Source organism: Paraferrimonas sedimenticola, from assembly GCF_002282855.1.
In the GTDB taxonomy this organism is placed as follows: Bacteria; Pseudomonadota; Gammaproteobacteria; order Enterobacterales; family Shewanellaceae; genus Paraferrimonas; species Paraferrimonas sedimenticola.
In genome coordinates this window covers 420,968-438,830 of the sequence record NZ_NRIR01000002.1, presented here as the reverse complement: position 1 = coordinate 438,830, position 17,863 = coordinate 420,968, and the positions used below count along the sequence as shown (strand labels likewise).

Below are 17,863 nucleotides of genomic sequence, written 5' to 3'. Positions count from 1 at the left end.
TTGTTCGGTTATAACTTCAGTCTTTAATGATGAACAAAAAAACTGTTACAATTCGCCGTTGACGTGTCTAATTAACATTTCAAGAATATGTTTGAGCTTTCGCTGTCTCAAGTTCTGCTAAAATTCAGTCGGTTAGGCTAGGATTGATAGTCAGAAGGATCGCGTGCGGTAGCGACAATTATTCTTATTGTGCCTCCCAGACAAAGAGGCCGTTTCTCTCAACAAGGGTAGCAAATGAAACTTAAACTGCGCTCATTATGTGCCTCTCTAGGCCTGATGACAATTGCCGGTACAGCTAGCGCTGACGACCTACTGCAAATCTATCAACAAGCGCTTGCCAGTGACCCCATCGTTATTCAAGCGAAAGCGGACCGCGACCGTTTGTACGAAAGCATTCGCGAAAACCGCTCGGTGCTACTACCAACCATTAGTGGCAACATTGGTTACGACAAAGCCTGGGGCGACACTCGTGGGGGCTTTTCAGGCTTCACCGGTGGCCTAACCCTTAACCAGGTAATTTACGACCACGCTGCATGGGTTGGTTTAAGCCTGGCCGAGAAGGCGGCTTCACAAGCCGACGCTACGTACGCCTCAGCGCTGCAGCAGTTAATCACCCGCGTCGCTCAAGCCTACTTTGACGTTTTGACCGCCCAAGACCGCGTAGAGTTCCTAGAAGCGGAAAAACGCGCCATCGGCCGTCAGCTTGAACAAACCAAACAGCGTTTTGCCGTGGGTCTAACCGCTATTACTGGTGTTCACGAAGCACAAGCTCAATTTGACTTGGCGACTGCCAACTTGATTACCGCAGAAAACGAGCTGGAAAACAGCTACGAGGTTTTGCGTGAAATCACTGGTATCGATCACAAAGACCTAAACGTGCTAGATACTGACCGTTTCTCAGCGGGCAAGCCGACCCCAGCGAATAGCAACGAATGGCTAACCATCGCTGAAGACTCCAACTTGTCTTTGATGGAGCGTCGTCTGGGCAAGGACATCGCCCAAGAGAACATCTCGTTAGCAAAAGCCGGTCACCTGCCGTCGGTTAACTTCCAGGCTCGCGCCACTACTGACCAGCAGCGCCGCTTCCCTACTGGCATTTCCGGTCTTGAAAGCGCCAACGACCAAAACATTGCAGTGACCATGTCGGTTCCACTGTTTGAAGGTTTCCGCGTTGATTCTCGTGTGAAACAAGCGCAGTTCAACTACGTGATTGCCAGCGAAGCCCTTGAGCAAACCCACCGCCTAGTGGTTAAAAACGTTCGCTCTAACTTCAACACAGTAAACGCTACCGTAAGCTCGATTCGCGCTTTCGAACAGTCGGTCATTTCTGCTGAGAGTGCGCTAAAAGCCACTCAGGCCGGTTTTGAAGTGGGTACTCGTACCATTGTTGAAGTGTTGAACCGTACTCGTGACTTGTTTAACGCCAAGACTCAGCTGTCAAACAGCCGTTATGCATACATCCTGTCTATCCTGCAGCTGAAAGCCGCTGCCGGTACCCTTAACGAAGACGATGTCATTGCGGTAAACAACGGTCTTCGCCCACAAAGCTAAGCCGCTTGTTTTAGCCATAAAAAACGCCAACAATTGTTGGCGTTTTTTGTGTCTGACGTCTGCTAACTAGACCTTAGAACTCCAGCTCGATACCCGCAAAGCCACCTTTAAAGTCAGCGTAGGTATTCAAAGCGCTAGCGCTGCTGTGGTCAAACTTCATGTCGCGATAACCGACACGCAGCTTGTAGTCCACGCCGGTGCCGCGGAATATCCAGCCCAAGCCGCCCGAATAATCGTAGCGACGTTGGCTACCGTCAGTCATCACGTCTACAAAACCATACAAACCAATACCAGGTACCTTAATTTGGGTGCGAGCGTAGGCGAACAGCTGGCCGTGGCTCAGGTCTCGGCTAACGCGCAGGGTTGGGCCTTCTACAGCGGGGCCGACCGCCAAGTTGCCGTGGAAGCGCTTATACGCGGCACCCAAGTCCAACTCGATGGTTTTGGTATCCAAGAATTGGTAGTAGAAGATGAAATCCGTGTTAGACAGATTGGCATCGGCGTTGTAGTTGCCGTCTATTGGCATACCACCAAACTGAAAGTCTGAATCAGGCGCATTTCCTTTGGTTTCCAGACTGTTTTCGCGAATCATGACGTTGGGGATAATCGGTAGCGGATGCTCCAACGCTACCCAAAAGCTGCCCTGGCTCTTTTGCTGAGTCTCAAACGGCTGAGCTGGAGTGCCGGCATCAGCAAATCTGATATCAGAGTCGGCGCGCCACAGGTCGCCACCCAACTTAAACTTGAATACGTCCGCTTGGGCCGCACCTGAACAAAGGGCTAAACCAACAGCAAGACTGGTCGCACGAAAGGCTTTCATAGGTTTCTCTTCGATTAGTCGTGAAAAAACACCAAATTAATGGTGATGATGGTGATGATGGTGCTCGCCAGAGTCTTTCGCGTCGATCTCTGCGCTCGCTTTGGCCTTCACAGTGTGTTGGCTACCATCAGCGAATTCTAACGTTATTGCGATTTCATCGCCCGCTGATAGCGGCTGCTTCAGCCCAATCAGCATAATGTGATTGCCACCAGGCTTCAGAGCCACGCTGGCCATAGGCTCGATAACCAAACTGGTTAGCTGCTGCATACGCATCATGCCGTTGTGCTCAACCATGGTGTGAATTTCGGTGCGTTCGGCCACGTCACTGCTCACACCAACCAGCTCCATTGGCTTATTGGTGTGATTCATCAACTGCATGTATGCGGCCGTATTGGGAGCACTTGGAGGTAAAAGGCGAACTTTTTGCTCACTGACCATCAAACCCGCTTGCGCTGAGGCTGACAAAAACAAGAGTAAAAGACTGATTGAAGAGCAAATTCTTTTTAGCATGAGTAGGCCTGTGTTGAGTTCCATTCAATGAATGGCCACAGGATACCCGATTCGCCGTCGCTGGGAAAATGTTAAATTAGCGACGACGATAGTAACGGTGCGCTGCCGGCGCTGGCATTAGGATAGCCATAACCACATACACCAAAGTTAAACTAAAGGGTTCGACTAACATGGCGCAAAGGAAAATAACGCGCATCCAAAAACGAGACCAGCCAAAGTTGTCCGCAAGGCCAGCAATTACACCGGCCAACCAAGCATCACGACGATTCTTCACTAAACCTGACATTTTCGACTCCTACTAGCCCTGAGGCTTCACTTGATACGCCAGCGCAGCCAAAACTACGAAACTAAACACTGGCGCTAAAAACAAACTGACCATAAATCCACTGGAAATCATGCTTACCACCGCGTGCTGTTGTTGACAGTCACATCACTTTGCTTTTCAGTTTTGGCTTCTTGCGCCAACTGTGGCATGTCGGTGTCGTGCTGAAAGCTGTCTAGCTGAATTTGCACTTGACGCTTTAACTCTTGTTGCGATTGAGAAATCATCTCAGAGACGCTCTTTTGCAAAGTGCTGGCAAGCTGAGTGCGAAAATCCGAAGTGTGCAATTCACTGGCATCGGCGCTGGCGCTAACCGCTGCGGTAAACATGGCGATAAAGGCGGCGGCTAAGGTGGTGGCGGTAACGGTTTTCATTTTGATGACCTTGAGTGTTGATGAATACATCTTGACTATTACAACCTGCGTGCCAGCTTTTTAGAAAACCGTATTAACCACTAATTTTCAATAGGTTACAAAAAGTAGAAACGTTCACAAAAAACACTATCCCAAGGCCAATTAGCGGAACTAACCATCACAATTAGCGCTTTTGACCACTTTTTAAATTTGTTCATTATTTGTCCTGAATTTAGCAATTGCGGAACTATATCTCCCTTTTGCAAAAAATCTGTCACCGCTCACATTTTGTGTTTATAATCCCGTGCGCAATGTCATGGTTTCGTAGCAAAACAATAATCAAAACAGCCATGGCTTCTCCCCCCAAAATTGGAAACAGTGCCCATGTTTGACGCGAAGAATGTATTAGCGGCCGACTACCAAGCCGCAGACCTCGACACTCTGTTTAGCCAAATCAGTGCCAATTATGTGGTCGATGAAGACGCTTACCTTCAGCAGTTAATCGATATGGTTCCCGGTGAACCGCAAACCATAGAAAAAGTGACTCAACGCGCTTATGAACTGGTGGAACAAGTCCGTCAGTACGAAAAGAAAGGCATCATGGTTGGCGTCGACGCTTTTTTGCAGGAATACAGTTTGGACACTCAAGAAGGCATTATCTTGATGTGTTTAGCCGAGGCGCTGCTTAGAATTCCTGACTCTGCCACCGCTGACGCCCTTATTGAAGACAAACTCAAAGGCGCCGACTGGGAGCACCACCTCAAACAAAGCGATTCAGTACTGGTGAACGCTTCGACCTGGGGTTTAATGCTGACCGGTAAGATTGTCACTTTGGACAAGAAGATCGACGGCTCACCCAATAATTTGCTCAACCGCTTGGTCAATAAGATGGGCGAGCCGGTTATCCGCAAGGCCATGTACGCTGCCATGAAGATCATGGGTAAGCAGTTTGTACTGGGTCGCGACATTGCCGAAGCCATGCACCAGTCGACCAAGAACCGTGGCTTGGGTTATACCCACTCTTACGACATGCTCGGCGAAGCCGCGCTGACCGCTGATGATGCCAAAAAATATTACAACGACTATGCCAACGCCATTCGCACCCTAGGCGAAGGTCGCTACGACGAATCGCAAGCACCGCGCCCCACCATCTCGATTAAGCTGTCCGCCCTGCACCCGCGCTACGAAGTGGCCAACGAAGACCGCGTACTGAGCGAGCTGTATGCGACTCTGGTTGAGTTGGTGGAACTGGCCCGTGGACTGAACGTGGGTATCTCGATTGACGCCGAAGAAGCAGACCGGCTCGAGCTGTCGCTTAAACTGTTTGAAAAGGTGTATCGCAGCGAAGCCGCAAAAGGCTGGGATTTGCTGGGTATTGTGGTGCAAGCCTACTCTAAGCGCTGTCTGCCAGTGCTGGTTTGGCTGGCCGAGTTGGCAAAATCCGAAGGCGATGAAATTCCACTGCGTTTAGTCAAAGGCGCTTATTGGGACAGCGAAATCAAGTGGTGCCAGGTTGGCGGTGAATCCGGCTATCCGGTCTACACCCGCAAGGCCGCCACCGATGTGTCTTACTTAGCCTGTGCTCGCTATTTGTTGTCAGAGCACACCAAAGGGGCCATCTATCCTCAATTTGCCACTCACAACGCCCAAACCGTGGCGGCGATCCAGGACATGGCTGGCGAGCGCTTGTACGAGTTTCAGCGTCTACACGGTATGGGACAAGAGTTGTACGATACTCTGCTCAAGCAGCAACCCAAGCAGCGGGTACGCATTTATGCCCCTGTCGGCGCGCACAAAGACTTGTTGCCCTACTTAGTGCGTCGCCTGTTGGAAAACGGCGCCAACACCTCGTTTGTGTACAAGCTCGTTGACCCAAATGTATCCATCGATAGTCTGATTACTCATCCGCTAACGACCCTTTTGGCGTGTAAACCCTATAGCAATAATAAAATTCCACTCCCGCCACACATTTTTGGAGACGAGCGCATGAACTCTGCCGGCGTTAACCTGAACATTGCCAGCGAAGCGACCCCATTTTTGAGCGCCTTGAACGAATACCAAACTAAGGTATGGCAAGCAGCGCCTTTGGTTGGCGGTGAGAGCGTCAGAGGCCCGGCAATGAGTGTCACCAGTCCTTACGACCGCCGTCAAATCGTTGGTGAGCTAGTCATGGCCGACGAAGCCACGGTGAAACAAGCCATCGACAACGCCACCAGCGCCTTTGAAGGCTGGAACCAGACGCCGGTTGAACGTCGCAGCGAAGTCCTGTGTCGTTTGGCAGACCTCCTTGAAGAAAACAAAGACGAGCTGATCGCCCTTTGTAGCCGCGAAGCGGGTAAGAGCGTTCAAGACGGCATCGACGAGGTTCGCGAGGCGGTGGATTTCTTGCGCTACTACGCAGCGCAAGCTCAATCTTTGATGCAGCCTGAAACCATGCCTGGACCAACGGGCGAGCACAACGAGCTGCGCTTACAAGGTCGTGGCGCGTTTGTCTGTATTAGCCCTTGGAACTTCCCATTGGCCATTTTCTTAGGCCAAGTGGCCGCGGCGCTGGCTTGTGGTAACACGGTTTTGGCTAAGCCTGCCGAACAAACCAGCTTAATAGCCTATCGCGCAGTGCAGCTGGCTCACCAAGCGGGTGTACCAGCTAACGTGCTGCAATTGCTACCGGGTACCGGCGCCACGGTTGGTGCTTGGCTCACCAGTGCCAACAAGATTGGCGGTGTGTGCTTTACCGGCTCAACCGCTACCGCGCGCTTGATTAACCAAACTTTGGCTCAACGCGACGGTGCCATCATTCCGCTGATCGCTGAAACCGGTGGTCAAAATGCGATGATTGTTGATTCCACTTCACTGCCCGAGCAAGTGGTGCAAGACGTTGTCGATTCCGCCTTCACCTCAGCAGGTCAGCGCTGTTCCGCTTGCCGCGTGATGTACGTGCAAGAAGACGTAGCGGATCGTATTGTGGATCTGCTCAAAGGGGCAATGAACGAGCTAACCATTGGTAACCCAAATGACATCAAAACCGATGTGGGCCCGGTTATCGATGAGCGCGCCCAGCAAGGATTGACTCAACACATCGAGTGGCTGCACAACCACGCCAAAGTGCTTGAGCAACTCGAACTGCCTCAAGATTGTCAGCACGGCAGCTTTATCGCGCCAATCGCTGCAGAAATCGCTCATATTGGCCAGCTAGAAAAAGAACAGTTTGGTCCGATTTTGCATCTTATTCGCTACTCGGCAGCTGACTTAAACTCGGTTATCGATGAGATCAATAGCACGGGCTACGGGCTGACTTTGGGGATTCACAGCCGCAACGAAGGCCATGCTCAGTACATTGCCAACCAAGTGAATGTGGGCAACGTTTACATCAACCGCAACCAAATTGGTGCAGTGGTGGGTGTTCAACCCTTTGGCGGTCAAGGCCTAAGTGGCACAGGTCCTAAAGCCGGTGGTCCACACTACCTGACTCGCTTTGTCACGGAGAAAACCGTGACCAACAATATTACCGCGATTGGCGGTAACGCTAGCCTGTTGATTCTCGGCGATGGCTAAGACTTAGCTGAGATGGGATACAAAACGCAGCCATTTGGCTGCGTTTTTTTGTTTAGCGACTTATTTCCAACTCGTTATTACCATCCAGCGAGGGCCCCCACTCTAAACTCGGTGCCATCAAGGTCCAATACTACGTCCTGAGGGCGAATCTCGACTATGGTCAATACCCCTTGAATGCGATCCCCTTGCTGCATCTCCCGACCATCCACGTTTAACCAGCGATTCTGCGGTTCGGACGCGTACACATGCGCGCTAATGTTAAAGCGCGGGATCTGGTCTTGGAACGCTATTGGCAGTTGGCTTGGTTTGGGTATGTCCGTTGCCTGAGGCGCATCTTTTGGCAGCGGATCGACGCTCGGATCAACCATGGGTTTCGCCAACGCTCGCTCGCTTTCAATTTGCGCCAATGCCGCTTGAAAGGCAGCGACCAGTTGCTGCGGGTCTTGGGTCTCTTCGGCCTGAGATTGGCTTGGTTGCTCGGATTGCTGTAACAACTGTTGGGCGACTTGCGAGCTAGGCTCTGCCCCTAACACCACCGAGCCATCAGCTAGCACTATCTCGGTGTCAGATTGCGATTCTGACAGTACAGGCACTGAGGGTGTTGCGGGTTGTACGCTGGTAGATGCGATATAGGTCTGCGACTGAGCTCGATTAGATGCGCTTGGAACCGGCTGAGTTTCTGGTAAAGGTACCTTTGCCGCTAAACGCCACTCTGCGCCGGTTTGTGATGCATTTGATGGCTGAATGGCAGTCTGCTCTGCTGCTGGCACTTTGACCTGTCCGTTTTTGGGCAGCGTTTTCTGACCGGCTGTGGGCACTGCTGGCTGTGACTGCACTTCAGTAGAAGTTTGCTGAACAGCAGCTCCCTGCTCCGCGGCTGGCTGACCAACGAAATACCAAACCCCAGCCCCTGTGACCAAGGCGCTAGCTACGGCGACCGCTAGTAAAGGCAACCAGGGCTTGCTCGGCTTTTCCTCTTCGATGATAGGCGCCTGACCGTTGGAGCGGTCCAGTGCTTGTTGCAGTATCGACATAGTTAGCCTGCCCTCAATCTTGGGCCGCTGCGGCTTAGGCGAAGGTTAAGCTGAACCAGGGTTTCGCGACCGGCGATACCGTCGACGCGCAATCCGTTTTCTCGCTGAAAGCCTTCCACTTGACGCTGTAACTCTTGATCAAACACGTTTTGAACTCGCGCTCGAATACCGGCCACACTGGCCAAGCTGTCTTCGAGCCACTGCACCTGCTCCCCTTGCGAGCCTGGGCCTATGGTCGCCAACGAGCGTTCAGGTTGTTGCCAAAGCAACTCAAAAGTGCCTCGAAAATGACGCTCAAACCAAGTTTGGCTGACCCAGATTTGCTGCTCGCCCAATTGCAGTAGCAACTCTTGTTCGCGAAGACTCAACAAAGCACCGTAAAATCTTTGCCCTGCTTGCTCTAGATACACCACTGCCGGGCGATCGATTTGAGCGATGGTGCGCAAATTGCCCTGCTGCTGATGGCAAGCAAGACCGTTGCGTTTGGCCGATTGGCAAGGCGTCAAACCTTGATATAGCGGTTGTTGCCAGCGCTCAAACAAAGCCGCGTAGGCCAAATCGATGTCCTGCGCCTCTTCTACCAGATGGTCTAATTCACCTTGGTTGGCTTGGCTTTGCGCCGCAGTTGTCACGGGGGCGACTGTCTGAGGCTGCGGTGCGGTTTGACTCACCGGTGTTATCGCTTGGTTTACAGGCTCACTTGGCAGTTGCGCGCTAGTTGTCGTGCTACTTTGCCACCAAACACCAGCACCGATGGCGCTTACCAATACCAAACTGGCCGCCAGCGCCCAAGGCCACTTAGCCGGCTTTTTGTCGCCAAAGTCCATACCCAATCCGAGCACTTCAGTGGCGGCGCGATCAACAATGCGTTTATCGATTTTGGCTTTTTGCTCGGCAAAACCCGCCAACAAAGCACGCTCAGCAATCAGGTTAATCAAGCGAGGTACCCCGCCCGAGTGTTTGTGTAGAGCTTTCAGCGCACTTCCCGCAAAAGGTGAACTGGCAGCCCCTGCCACTTCCAAGCGGTGCCTAACATAGCTGGCGACTTCTTTGACGTTCAGCGGCAACAAGTGATAACGGGCGGTTATTCGTTGGGCCAACTGACGCAGCTCTTGGCGGCGCAGTAAATGCTGCAGCTCAGGCTGGCCAATCAAAATCACCTGCAACAGTTTTTTGGTGTCGGTTTCCAAGTTCGTTAGCAGGCGCAGCTGTTCTAGCACTTCGGCGCGCAAATGCTGCGCTTCATCAATAATGAGTACTGTGTTTCGGCCGGCGTCGTGATTGCGCTGCAGGAACTCTGCGATGCAATCGGTAAGCTGTTTTAGACTGGGCTCGTTGGGGTACTCGATACTCAGCTCGTCACACAAGGTGGCGAGCAGCTCGCGCTCGGTCAAACTCGGATTTAAAATAAAAGCCGTATCTGTGTGCTCAGGCAGTTGCTGTAACAAGCAGCGAGACACCGTGGTCTTTCCGGTACCCACCTCTCCGGTGAGCAGAACAAAACCACCGGTCTCCCCTAATCCATAGGTAAGATGGGTCAAAGCGTCTCGATGGCGCTCGCTTAGGAACAAGTATTTCGGGTTTGGAGCTATCGAAAACGGTGCTTCGGCGACTCCGTAATAGGCCTGGTACATGCGCACAGCTTCTTATATTGAGTGAATGTTAGCTAAATTAAACTCAGCTACAGGGTATGTCAAAACGACGCGGTTAATTTGCGCCCTCGGGCACGCCCTGTGTAGACTGAGACCATATCTCAACAAGAGTAGCACGTGTGAAGACTTATCTCGTTGGGGGTGCGGTTCGCGACCAGCTGTTAGGCATTCCCTACAAAGACAAAGACTACGTGGTGGTTGGCGCCAGCGTGGAGCAAATGCTGGCTGACGGCTATCAACAAGTGGGGCGCGATTTTCCGGTATTTTTGCATCCAGAAACTCAGCAAGAGCACGCGCTCGCTCGCACCGAACGAAAGTCCGGCCAAGGCTACACCGGCTTTATTTGTGAATTTGGTCCAGACGTCACCCTTGAGCAAGACCTGATTCGCCGCGACCTCACCATCAATGCCATCGCTCAAGACGACAATGGTGAGTTATTTGACCCTTACGGCGGCCAGCAAGACATTAAAGACAAACGCCTGCGCCACGTTTCCAATGCGTTTAGCGAGGATCCGCTACGCGTCCTGCGAGTGGCGCGATTTGCTGCGCGCTTCGCACATTTGGGTTTTCGGGTTGACCCCTCCACCATGGCCTTGATGCGTTCAATGAGTGAAAGCGGTGAGCTATCCAGCTTAACCGCCGAGCGAGTCTGGCAAGAGCTTCAGGGTGGTCTGCAAGCCAAAAGCCCACGAGTGTTTTTTGAGGTACTGAGAGACTGTGGCGCGCTGCAAGTGGTTTTACCCGAAGTGGATGCCTTGTTTGGGGTTCCACAGCCCGAGCAGTGGCACCCAGAAATCGATACTGGGCTGCATACCTTACTGTGCATTGAGGCCGCCGGTCTGCTAACCGATGATTTAGCCACACGCTTTGCGGTGCTGTGCCACGACTTAGGCAAAGCGCTAACCCCTTCTGAGCACTGGCCAAAGCACCACGGTCACGGTCAACTTGGGCTTAAACCCATCAAAGGTCTATGCCAGCGCTTAAAAGCCCCCAACGAATGTCGCGATATCGCTTTACTGGTTTCGGATCAACACGGCAATGTTCACAAAGCTCGAGAGCTCAGACCCTCGACTTTGCTAAAGCTGTTCGACAAAGGGGATTTTTGGCGCAAACCGCAACGCTTGCAACAACTGCTTATTGCCTGCGAAGCGGACTCCAAGGGGCGTACTGGCTTTGAGTCTGAGCCCTATCCGCAAAAGGCTTACCTAGAGCAAGCCTTTGCGATTGCCAATCAGATTCCGGTACAAGAGGTAATAAACGCAGGCTTTAAAGGGCGGGAAATCCGCGAAGAGCTGACCCGCCGCCGCGAGCAAGCCTTATCGACCTACAAGGCTTCCCACAGCGCCGCTGGCTAACCAAAGCGCCGCTGGCTAACCACCAAACTAGACCTTTAAGCTAAGCTGCAACAGTGGTTTGCAGCGCTTGTTCTAGTTTGGCCACCGCCTCTGCCAGCTGCGCACTAAGTTCCGGATTGCTCAAACGGCCCGCTTCCACATCAAAGTTGTCGTAAAAATTTGGTACCGACAAGCTATCGACAGCAATACCCGCAAAGTATGGCATGGAGCCGGTCGCCGCTTGCAACACGCTATTTGCACCACCTGGACCTGGCGAGGTCGACAGCAGCAAGATTGGTTTGTTTTGGTAGACCTTCATGTCGATGCGCGACGTCCAGTCAAACAAGTTTTTGTAGGCTGCGGTGTAAGAACCATTGTGCTCAGCAAATGAGATGATCAGCGCGTCGGCCTCAGTAATTTTTTGAAAAAACGCCTGGGCTTGTTGTGGCTGGCCCAGTTGCTGTTCGCGCTCAGGGCTGTAAATCGGCATCTCGTAGTCGTTGAGATCCAACAGCTCGATTTCGGCGTCGTCGACTAGGCTGGCGGCATGAGCAGCTAATTGACGGTTGATGGACTGGTTTGAGTTTGTAGCGCCAAATACGACAAGTTTCATAATCTTTCTCCCAAAATCTTAAGCTTGGTTAAAGGCGTCTAGGCCAAAATAAGCAATTAATTCAAAAAGGTTGTTGTCTGGGTTGCCAATAAAGTACCAAGAAGCGTTTGAGTGCTGCACGATACTGGTCTTCCCTCGTACCTTGTTGACACCAGCTTAGATTGATTCTCAATATTAATTAATGGTCTAATCGTCAAATGATTATCAACTAATAGTTAATAATGAGCTTGAAATCACTGCAACTACTGGATGGTATGGTGCTATTTAGCGAAGTGGTTAGTCGCGGCAGTTTCACTGCTGCGGCCAATAGCCTTGGCTATTCCACGGCCTATATCAGCAAAGAAATCGGCAAGCTTGAGGACCGGCTTGGGGTGCGGCTGCTACAGCGCACGACTCGCAAACAAAGCCTCACACTCGAAGGCCAAGCCTATTTTCAACAGTGCACTCAGATCATCGCCGATGCTGAAGCCATGCAACTAGCCTTAGCGGGACAACAAGCCGAGCCCCGCGGCAAGTTGCGGATCAGCGTGCCTGTGAGCTTCGGGCTCTCCAAAGTACGTCCGATATTGGCCGAGTTTACTCAACGCTACCCCAAGGTTTCGCTCGAGCTGCACGTGGACGATCGCAAGGTCGACATGATCAGTGAGGGGTTTGACGTGGTGATCCGCGCTTCTGACAAGCTTGAGGATTCCAGCCTTATCAGTCGCCAGTTGCTGCGCTCCCGCGGAGTAACCTTGGCGGCGCCGAGTTATCTGGAACGCTTTGGGACGCCTAAACATCCAAGCGAGTTAAGCCAACACGTCACCTTTAGCTATTCCAATCTAAAAAGCCCGACGCAATGGCAGTACCACTCCCCCGATAGCCAGCCTTTCACCGTGCAGGTGAACAGTCAGGTGATTACCAATAGTCCGGAAATGGAGCTGTCTTTGTGTCTCGCGGGGCAAGGCATTACTCGAACGCCGTTATTTAACCTGCAAGACCAACTAGAAACCGGTGCTTTGGTGGAGCTGTTTCCAGAGTTTGCCACCATTCCGATTGGGGTCTATCTGGTGTACCCGTCACGCAAACACTTAGCGCCAAAAGTACGCTGTTTTATCGACTATGTGGTCGAGAAAATAGGAAATACCCATGGATAAGAGCTGTCCTAGTCCCCGCCAAGAGCTACGCTTTGAACGCTTGGCTTTGGCGGATGCCGAGTTTGTGTTTCGACTATACAACCAAGTCAGTTTTAAGCGCTTTATCGGCGACAAACACTTACACAGCATCAAAGACGCGCAAAACTATTTGGCCAAGCAGCTAATGCCACCCTACTCCAAGCATGGAATGGGTTTATACAAGGTTGTGCGTGAGCAAGACAATGAAGCCTTGGGGATCTGCGGTCTGGTTAAACGTCCGCAGCTGCCGTCGGTGGACTTGGGCTTTGGCTATTTAGACCAGCATTGCGGCAAAGGCTATGCTCACATCGCCGCCAAGGCCTGGCTTGATTTTGCGCGAGATGAGTTGCGACTCGACTCACTGCTGGCCATCACCCTTAAAGACAATCACGCCTGTTTAAAGCTGCTGACCAAATTGGGATTTAGCGACACTGGCATTAAAGATGCCGAAGTGCCTGAGTTGTTGCGCTTGTCCGTCTCTCTTAAATAAGCGCCAACAAAAACGCCGAGCATAAGCTCGGCGTTGATTCGATGACCCGTCCCGGTCTTACAACACGAACAAGTACACCAGCACTGCGCCTAGTAGCAATCGATAAATCACGAATGGCGTCATACCCATGCGCGCAATGATCTTCATGAAGAAGTGGATACACAAATAGGCAGCGACAAAACTCACCACGGCACCAAGCGCTAGCTCATTCCAAATCACGGCTTCGCCGCTTTTTACCAGCTTGGTGGTCATCAGAGTTCCGGCACCCAAGATGGTAGGAATCGACATCAAGAAGGACAAACGCGCTGCAGCGGTGCGGGTAAGTCCCAGCATTAGACCTGCAGTAATGGTGATCCCTGAGCGCGAAGTCCCCGGAATAATCGCAATCGCTTGTGCCACACCCACAAACAGCGCTTGCTTGAAGGTCAGGCTCTTTTCGTCTTGCACTTGTGGCGGGTTGCGATCCGCATACCAAAGCAGCAAACCAAACACGATAGTGGTTAGTGCAATCACCCAAGGGCCGCGTAATACAGTGCTAACCAAATCGCTAAACATCAGTCCCGCCAACACCGCAGGGATTGTGGCCAGGATGATCAGCCACGCTAGCCGTGACTCAGCGCTGTGCTTGCCGGCAAGCGAGCCAAACCAAGCGGTTAGCAGTTGTACCACATCTTTGCGAAAGTACAGCATCACGGCGGCCAAGCTGCCCACGTGAACCGATACATCGAAGGCTAAGCCTTGATCCGGCCAGCCAAATATCGCCGAAGGAAGAATTAAGTGCGCCGATGAGGAAATCGGTAAAAACTCGGTCAGGCCTTGGATAATGGCCAAAAACAGTAGCTGAATGGTATCCATGAAATCTCCGAAAAAAGGCTAGCTAGGCCAGTGAAAATCTATCTTCCACAATTTTTGTGGCTTGTTGTACGCCGCCCACAAGTCGCCATAACTGACACCGTTACGCGGGTGTACTGTGGTCGCTGCGATTTCAGCGAGAGGCCAAAGCACGAAGGCATTTTTGTCAATTTCATCGCGCGGAAGTTCAATTGGCGTATCGCAGACAACATCGTCGTAAGTCAGCAGGTCTAAGTCCAAGGTTCGCGGGCTAAATTTTTCTGCCTGCTTAACACGACCGTTATCAGCTTCAATCTGCTTAAATTGGGCAACCACCTGTTCGATAGAGTCTTGGGTGTCAGCGCCAACCACTAGATTCAAAAAGTTATCCCCATCAAAACCCACGGCTTCTGACTCATACACACTAGAGACTGTGAGCTCGCCATAGGCTTGCGCCAAAGCATCAAGGGCACAAGTAACGTGGTGCCGGGCATCGATGTTGGAACCGATGGATATGTAAATGCGATGCAAGCTCATTAGTGCCAATCACCTCGAGTGATTGCCACGCCGACGGATTTTACATTGGTAATCGCTGCCAGCTTGCGGACCTGAACTTTAACTCCCGGCGCGCCAAACTCGGTCATGATAAGCGCAGCGGTGCGCTCGGCCACGGTTTCCACTAACTCAATAGGCTGAGCGGTAATCATGGCTTCAACGGCTTTGGAAACACTGGCGTAGCACAAAGCGTGCTGGTAATCGTCAGTGGCGGCGGCTTTGCGTTGATCCCACAGGATCTCCAGATCCAGCAGCAAAGTCTGCTTTATCTCTTTCTCCCACTCCAACACCCCAATAATGGTGTCGATGCGCAAGGATTCGATGATGACTCGATCCACACAACCTCCGGTCTGGTTAAAAGGGCTCAGGTTAGATATTCTATCGCAAGGCGAGCAACTCTAGCTTTAGACATTTAAAGCTCAGGATGGCCAGCGCCCTGCGTGCAATAAGTTGCGCGCATGATATCGGGAAACGCTCAGGACAACAAACGAAACATGACCCCAATGATCGCCGCCATTATCGTTGCTGCCTACCTGTTAGGTTCGATTTCTGGCGCCGTTTTGGTGTGTCGTCTTAACGGTCTACCTGACCCTCGCACCCAAGGTTCTAAAAACCCTGGGGCTACCAATGTGCTGCGCCTCGGTGGCGGCTTTTGTGCAGCTCAAGTACTTTTGGTGGACGTGCTTAAGGGCACCATTCCTGTGTACGGCAGTTATTTCTTGCAAGTAGAGCCTGTGTGGTTGGGCGTGATTGCGATTGCCGCCTGCCTCGGTCACATTTATCCCATATTCTTCGGGTTCAAGGGCGGTAAGGGCGTGGCCACCGCGTTTGGCGCCGTGGCACCAATCAGCCCTGGATTCGCACTCTTACTGATTATCACTTGGGGATTGACCTTTTTGGTGTTCCGCTACTCTTCAGTCGCGGCGATTGTCACTGCTGTATTAGCACCTATTTATACCCACTGGCTCGACAATCGATTTACCATTCCCATGGTGATGCTATGCACCCTGATTATCGTCCGCCATCGCGCCAATATTGTGCGTTTGTGGCAGGGAGAAGAAGGTAAATTAAAGCGGCGCTAGTTCCGTTAATGGCCAGCGTGGTTTACCTTGGACTTCCAGTCCTTCTCGCTCACCCGCTTTCAAACGCTGCAATCCCGCAAATGCAATCATGGCACCATTGTCGGTGCAAAATTCGGTTCTTGGATAGTAGACCTGCCCGCCCAAATCTTTCATCAGCGCTTCTAATCCTGCGCGTAAGCGACGGTTGGCCGACACGCCACCGGCAATCACCAGGCGCTGGTAGCCGGTTTGTTTGAGCGCGCGTTTGCACTTGATGGCCAGGGTATCCACCACAGCCTCTTCAAAGGCCAGAGCGATATCCGCCTGAGTTTGTTCTGGATCACTATCGTCTTTGTTGGCGGTAATCGTATTCGCAGCAAAGGTCTTAAGCCCGCTGAAGCTGAAGTCCAGCCCTGGTCGGTCGGTCATTGGTCGCGGAAAGCGAAAACGTCCGCTGTTGCCTTTCTCTGCCATTTTGGCCAGTAGCGGACCACCCGGGTAATCCAAACCCAAAAGCTTGGCAGTTTTATCAAAGGCCTCCCCTGCGGCGTCGTCTACCGACTCGCCGAGCAGCTCGTAATCACCAATACCGCGCACCGCCACTAGCTGGGTGTGCCCACCAGACACCAGCAGCGCGACAAAGGGAAATTCTGGCGGCGTCTCTTCTAGCATGGGCGCCAGCAGGTGACCTTCCATATGATGCACGCCAAGGGCAGGTTTGCCCCAAGCAAACGCCAGGCTGCGCCCTACACAAGCGCCAACCAGCACAGCGCCAATCAGACCTGGGCCTTTTGTGTATGCCACAGCGTCAATATCATCGGCGTTCAGGCCCGCTTGAGCTATAGTTTGATTGATGAGGGGAACGATTTTACGAACGTGATCCCGCGATGCTAGCTCAGGTACCACGCCGCCATAGTCTGCGTGCAGCTTAACCTGACTGTATAAACTGTGGGCCAATAGCCCATTCTGGTCGTCATAAATGGCGATTCCAGTTTCATCACAGGAGGTTTCTATACCCAAAACACGCATTCGCATTCGCTCTCATCATTCAATAGGGGCCGCAATTCTACTCCGCCCCCCGAGCTTAGGCCAGTTTTTTAGATTACGGGCAAAGTTTGGGCTTTACAAAGCCGGCGATATCGGTTTAGAATTCCGCACCAATTTTTTGAACACTGCGTGACCACTCGATTGGTCACCTCAACGGATAAAATCCAAGGTAAGGTGAGAGGCATATGCCAATTATCAAAGTACGCGAAAACGAACCATTTGATGTAGCTCTGCGCCGTTTCAAGCGCTCTTGTGAAAAAGCAGGCATCCTGTCTGAAGTTCGTCGTCGTGAACACTACGAAAAGCCAACTACCGCTCGCAAGCGCGCTAAAGCCGCTGCTGCTAAGCGTCACTTGAAAAAGTTGGCTCGCGAAAACGCACGTCGCGTTCGCTTGTACTAATTCCCTATGTCGACTTTAGCCCAGCTTAAAGAAGCGCAAAAAGATGCCATGCGTGCCAAAGATAAGGCGCGCTTGGGTACTTTGCGTTTGGCATTGGCTGCGATTAAGCAAATCGAGGTGGATACCCGCCAAGAGTTGTCTGAAAGCGATGTCATTGCGGTATTGACCAAAATGGTCAAACAGCGCAAAGACTCTATTAGCCAATACGAAGCTGCTGGCCGTCAAGAATTGGCGGACATTGAAGCGGCTGAAATTGAAGTCATCAATGATTTCTTGCCACAACCATTGTCGCAAGATGAGTTGAACACTTTGATCGATGCGGCCATCAGCCAATCCGGAGCTTCCGGAATGGGTGATATGGGCAAAGTCATGGGAATTTTGAAACCTCAGGTGCAAGGCCGGGCTGATATGGGTGCCCTTTCGGGTGTTATCCGCTCTCGCTTAAGCTAAGGTTTCACACTGCCAGACATGAACAAGCCGTGCCCTGCACGGCTTGTTTGTTTATGGTATCGACCCAATATGTTGGGTTGAGACAAATAGTTTTCTATAAGCCACCCAGATTGAGTTAAGCTAGTGAATC

General features: G+C 51.9%; 19 protein-coding genes. 8 read left to right on the top strand and 11 right to left on the bottom strand.

Translation table 11 applies throughout. The annotated features are described in order from the left end of the window. The first annotated feature begins 234 nt into the window (after positions 1-234). On the top strand, positions 235-1,551 hold the full coding sequence (gene tolC / locus CLC93_RS05340) for an outer membrane channel protein TolC (protein ID WP_095504907.1): 1,317 nt from the start codon (positions 235-237) through the stop codon (positions 1,549-1,551). Between the two features lie 73 nt (positions 1,552-1,624). Here the strand turns inward: tolC and CLC93_RS05335 are convergent, their stop codons facing one another. From CLC93_RS05335 to CLC93_RS05320, 4 genes are all read right to left on the bottom strand, one after another. Further along, positions 1,625-2,371: a TIGR04219 family outer membrane beta-barrel protein gene (locus CLC93_RS05335; RefSeq protein ID WP_095504906.1), complete on the bottom strand. Its 747-nt coding sequence runs from the start codon at positions 2,369-2,371 to the stop codon at positions 1,625-1,627. 36 nt (positions 2,372-2,407) lie between these two features. Then, positions 2,408-2,881, bottom strand: coding sequence for a copper chaperone PCu(A)C (locus tag CLC93_RS05330; protein WP_169902825.1), 474 nt, complete (start codon positions 2,879-2,881; stop codon positions 2,408-2,410). Positions 2,882-2,957: 76 nt separating this feature from the next. Next, positions 2,958-3,167: a PspC domain-containing protein gene (locus CLC93_RS05325; protein ID WP_095504904.1), complete on the bottom strand. Its 210-nt coding sequence runs from the start codon at positions 3,165-3,167 to the stop codon at positions 2,958-2,960. Positions 3,168-3,280: 113 nt separating this feature from the next. Next, complete coding sequence (locus CLC93_RS05320; RefSeq protein ID WP_095504903.1) at positions 3,281-3,577, bottom strand: hypothetical protein; 297 nt, start codon at positions 3,575-3,577, stop codon at positions 3,281-3,283. A gap of 363 nt (positions 3,578-3,940) precedes the next feature. Between CLC93_RS05320 and putA the strand changes: the two genes are divergently transcribed. Continuing rightward, positions 3,941-7,111: a bifunctional proline dehydrogenase/L-glutamate gamma-semialdehyde dehydrogenase PutA gene (gene putA / locus CLC93_RS05315; protein WP_095504902.1), complete on the top strand. Its 3,171-nt coding sequence runs from the start codon at positions 3,941-3,943 to the stop codon at positions 7,109-7,111. A gap of 77 nt (positions 7,112-7,188) precedes the next feature. Here putA and CLC93_RS05310 read toward each other — a convergent pair whose 3' ends face one another. Both CLC93_RS05310 and CLC93_RS05305 read right to left on the bottom strand, forming a co-directional pair. Next, a complete protein-coding gene (locus CLC93_RS05310; RefSeq protein WP_095504901.1) occupies positions 7,189-8,145 on the bottom strand; it encodes a general secretion pathway protein GspB in 957 nt (318 codons plus the stop codon). Between the two features lie 2 nt (positions 8,146-8,147). Continuing rightward, a complete protein-coding gene (locus CLC93_RS05305; protein WP_095504900.1) occupies positions 8,148-9,779 on the bottom strand; it encodes an ExeA family protein in 1,632 nt (543 codons plus the stop codon). 137 nt (positions 9,780-9,916) lie between these two features. Between CLC93_RS05305 and CLC93_RS05300 the strand changes: the two genes are divergently transcribed. After that, complete coding sequence (locus CLC93_RS05300; RefSeq protein WP_095504899.1) at positions 9,917-11,152, top strand: multifunctional CCA addition/repair protein; 1,236 nt, start codon at positions 9,917-9,919, stop codon at positions 11,150-11,152. 40 nt (positions 11,153-11,192) lie between these two features. On the opposite strand, the gene CLC93_RS05295 is transcribed toward CLC93_RS05300, so the two are convergent. Then, positions 11,193-11,744: an NADPH-dependent FMN reductase gene (locus CLC93_RS05295; RefSeq protein ID WP_095504898.1), complete on the bottom strand. Its 552-nt coding sequence runs from the start codon at positions 11,742-11,744 to the stop codon at positions 11,193-11,195. Between the two features lie 221 nt (positions 11,745-11,965). Here CLC93_RS05295 and CLC93_RS05290 point away from each other — a divergent pair, with 221 nt between their 5' ends. Both CLC93_RS05290 and CLC93_RS05285 read left to right on the top strand, forming a co-directional pair. After that, positions 11,966-12,880, top strand: a complete 915-nt coding sequence (locus CLC93_RS05290; protein ID WP_095504897.1) for a LysR family transcriptional regulator — start codon at positions 11,966-11,968, stop codon at positions 12,878-12,880. Next, entirely contained in the window at positions 12,873-13,388 is a 516-nt protein-coding gene (locus CLC93_RS05285) for a GNAT family N-acetyltransferase (RefSeq protein ID WP_095504896.1), read from the top strand. The genes CLC93_RS05290 and CLC93_RS05285 overlap by 8 nt, the downstream gene beginning before the upstream one ends. A 57-nt stretch (positions 13,389-13,445) precedes the next feature. Here the strand turns inward: CLC93_RS05285 and CLC93_RS05280 are convergent, their stop codons facing one another. From CLC93_RS05280 to folB, 3 genes are read right to left on the bottom strand one after another with little or no spacing between them, the layout of a single operon-like run. Beyond that, positions 13,446-14,243 (bottom strand): undecaprenyl-diphosphate phosphatase, encoded by a 798-nt coding sequence (locus CLC93_RS05280; protein WP_095504895.1) that lies wholly within the window; start codon positions 14,241-14,243, stop codon positions 13,446-13,448. Between the two features lie 18 nt (positions 14,244-14,261). Then, positions 14,262-14,756, bottom strand: a complete 495-nt coding sequence (gene folK / locus CLC93_RS05275) for a 2-amino-4-hydroxy-6-hydroxymethyldihydropteridine diphosphokinase (protein ID WP_425439836.1) — start codon at positions 14,754-14,756, stop codon at positions 14,262-14,264. Further along, positions 14,756-15,112, bottom strand: a complete 357-nt coding sequence (gene folB, locus CLC93_RS05270; RefSeq protein WP_095504894.1) for a dihydroneopterin aldolase — start codon at positions 15,110-15,112, stop codon at positions 14,756-14,758. The genes folK and folB overlap by 1 nt, the downstream gene beginning before the upstream one ends. Before the next feature lie 156 nt (positions 15,113-15,268). On the opposite strand from folB, the gene plsY reads away from it, so the two are divergent. Further along, on the top strand, positions 15,269-15,856 hold the full coding sequence (plsY, locus tag CLC93_RS05265; protein WP_095504893.1) for a glycerol-3-phosphate 1-O-acyltransferase PlsY: 588 nt from the start codon (positions 15,269-15,271) through the stop codon (positions 15,854-15,856). On the opposite strand, the gene tsaD is transcribed toward plsY, so the two are convergent. Continuing rightward, positions 15,842-16,864, bottom strand: coding sequence for a tRNA (adenosine(37)-N6)-threonylcarbamoyltransferase complex transferase subunit TsaD (tsaD, locus tag CLC93_RS05260; protein WP_095504892.1), 1,023 nt, complete (start codon positions 16,862-16,864; stop codon positions 15,842-15,844). The two genes, plsY and tsaD, sit on opposite strands and share 15 nt — an antisense overlap. A 203-nt stretch (positions 16,865-17,067) precedes the next feature. On the opposite strand from tsaD, the gene rpsU reads away from it, so the two are divergent. Both rpsU and CLC93_RS05250 read left to right on the top strand, forming a co-directional pair. Next, the gene (rpsU, locus tag CLC93_RS05255; protein WP_095498010.1) at positions 17,068-17,283 is read left to right on the top strand and encodes a 30S ribosomal protein S21; all 216 of its coding nucleotides are present in this window, start codon (positions 17,068-17,070) and stop codon (positions 17,281-17,283) included. A gap of 6 nt (positions 17,284-17,289) precedes the next feature. Then, positions 17,290-17,733: a GatB/YqeY domain-containing protein gene (locus CLC93_RS05250; protein WP_095504891.1), complete on the top strand. Its 444-nt coding sequence runs from the start codon at positions 17,290-17,292 to the stop codon at positions 17,731-17,733. The last annotated feature ends 130 nt before the right edge of the window (positions 17,734-17,863 follow it).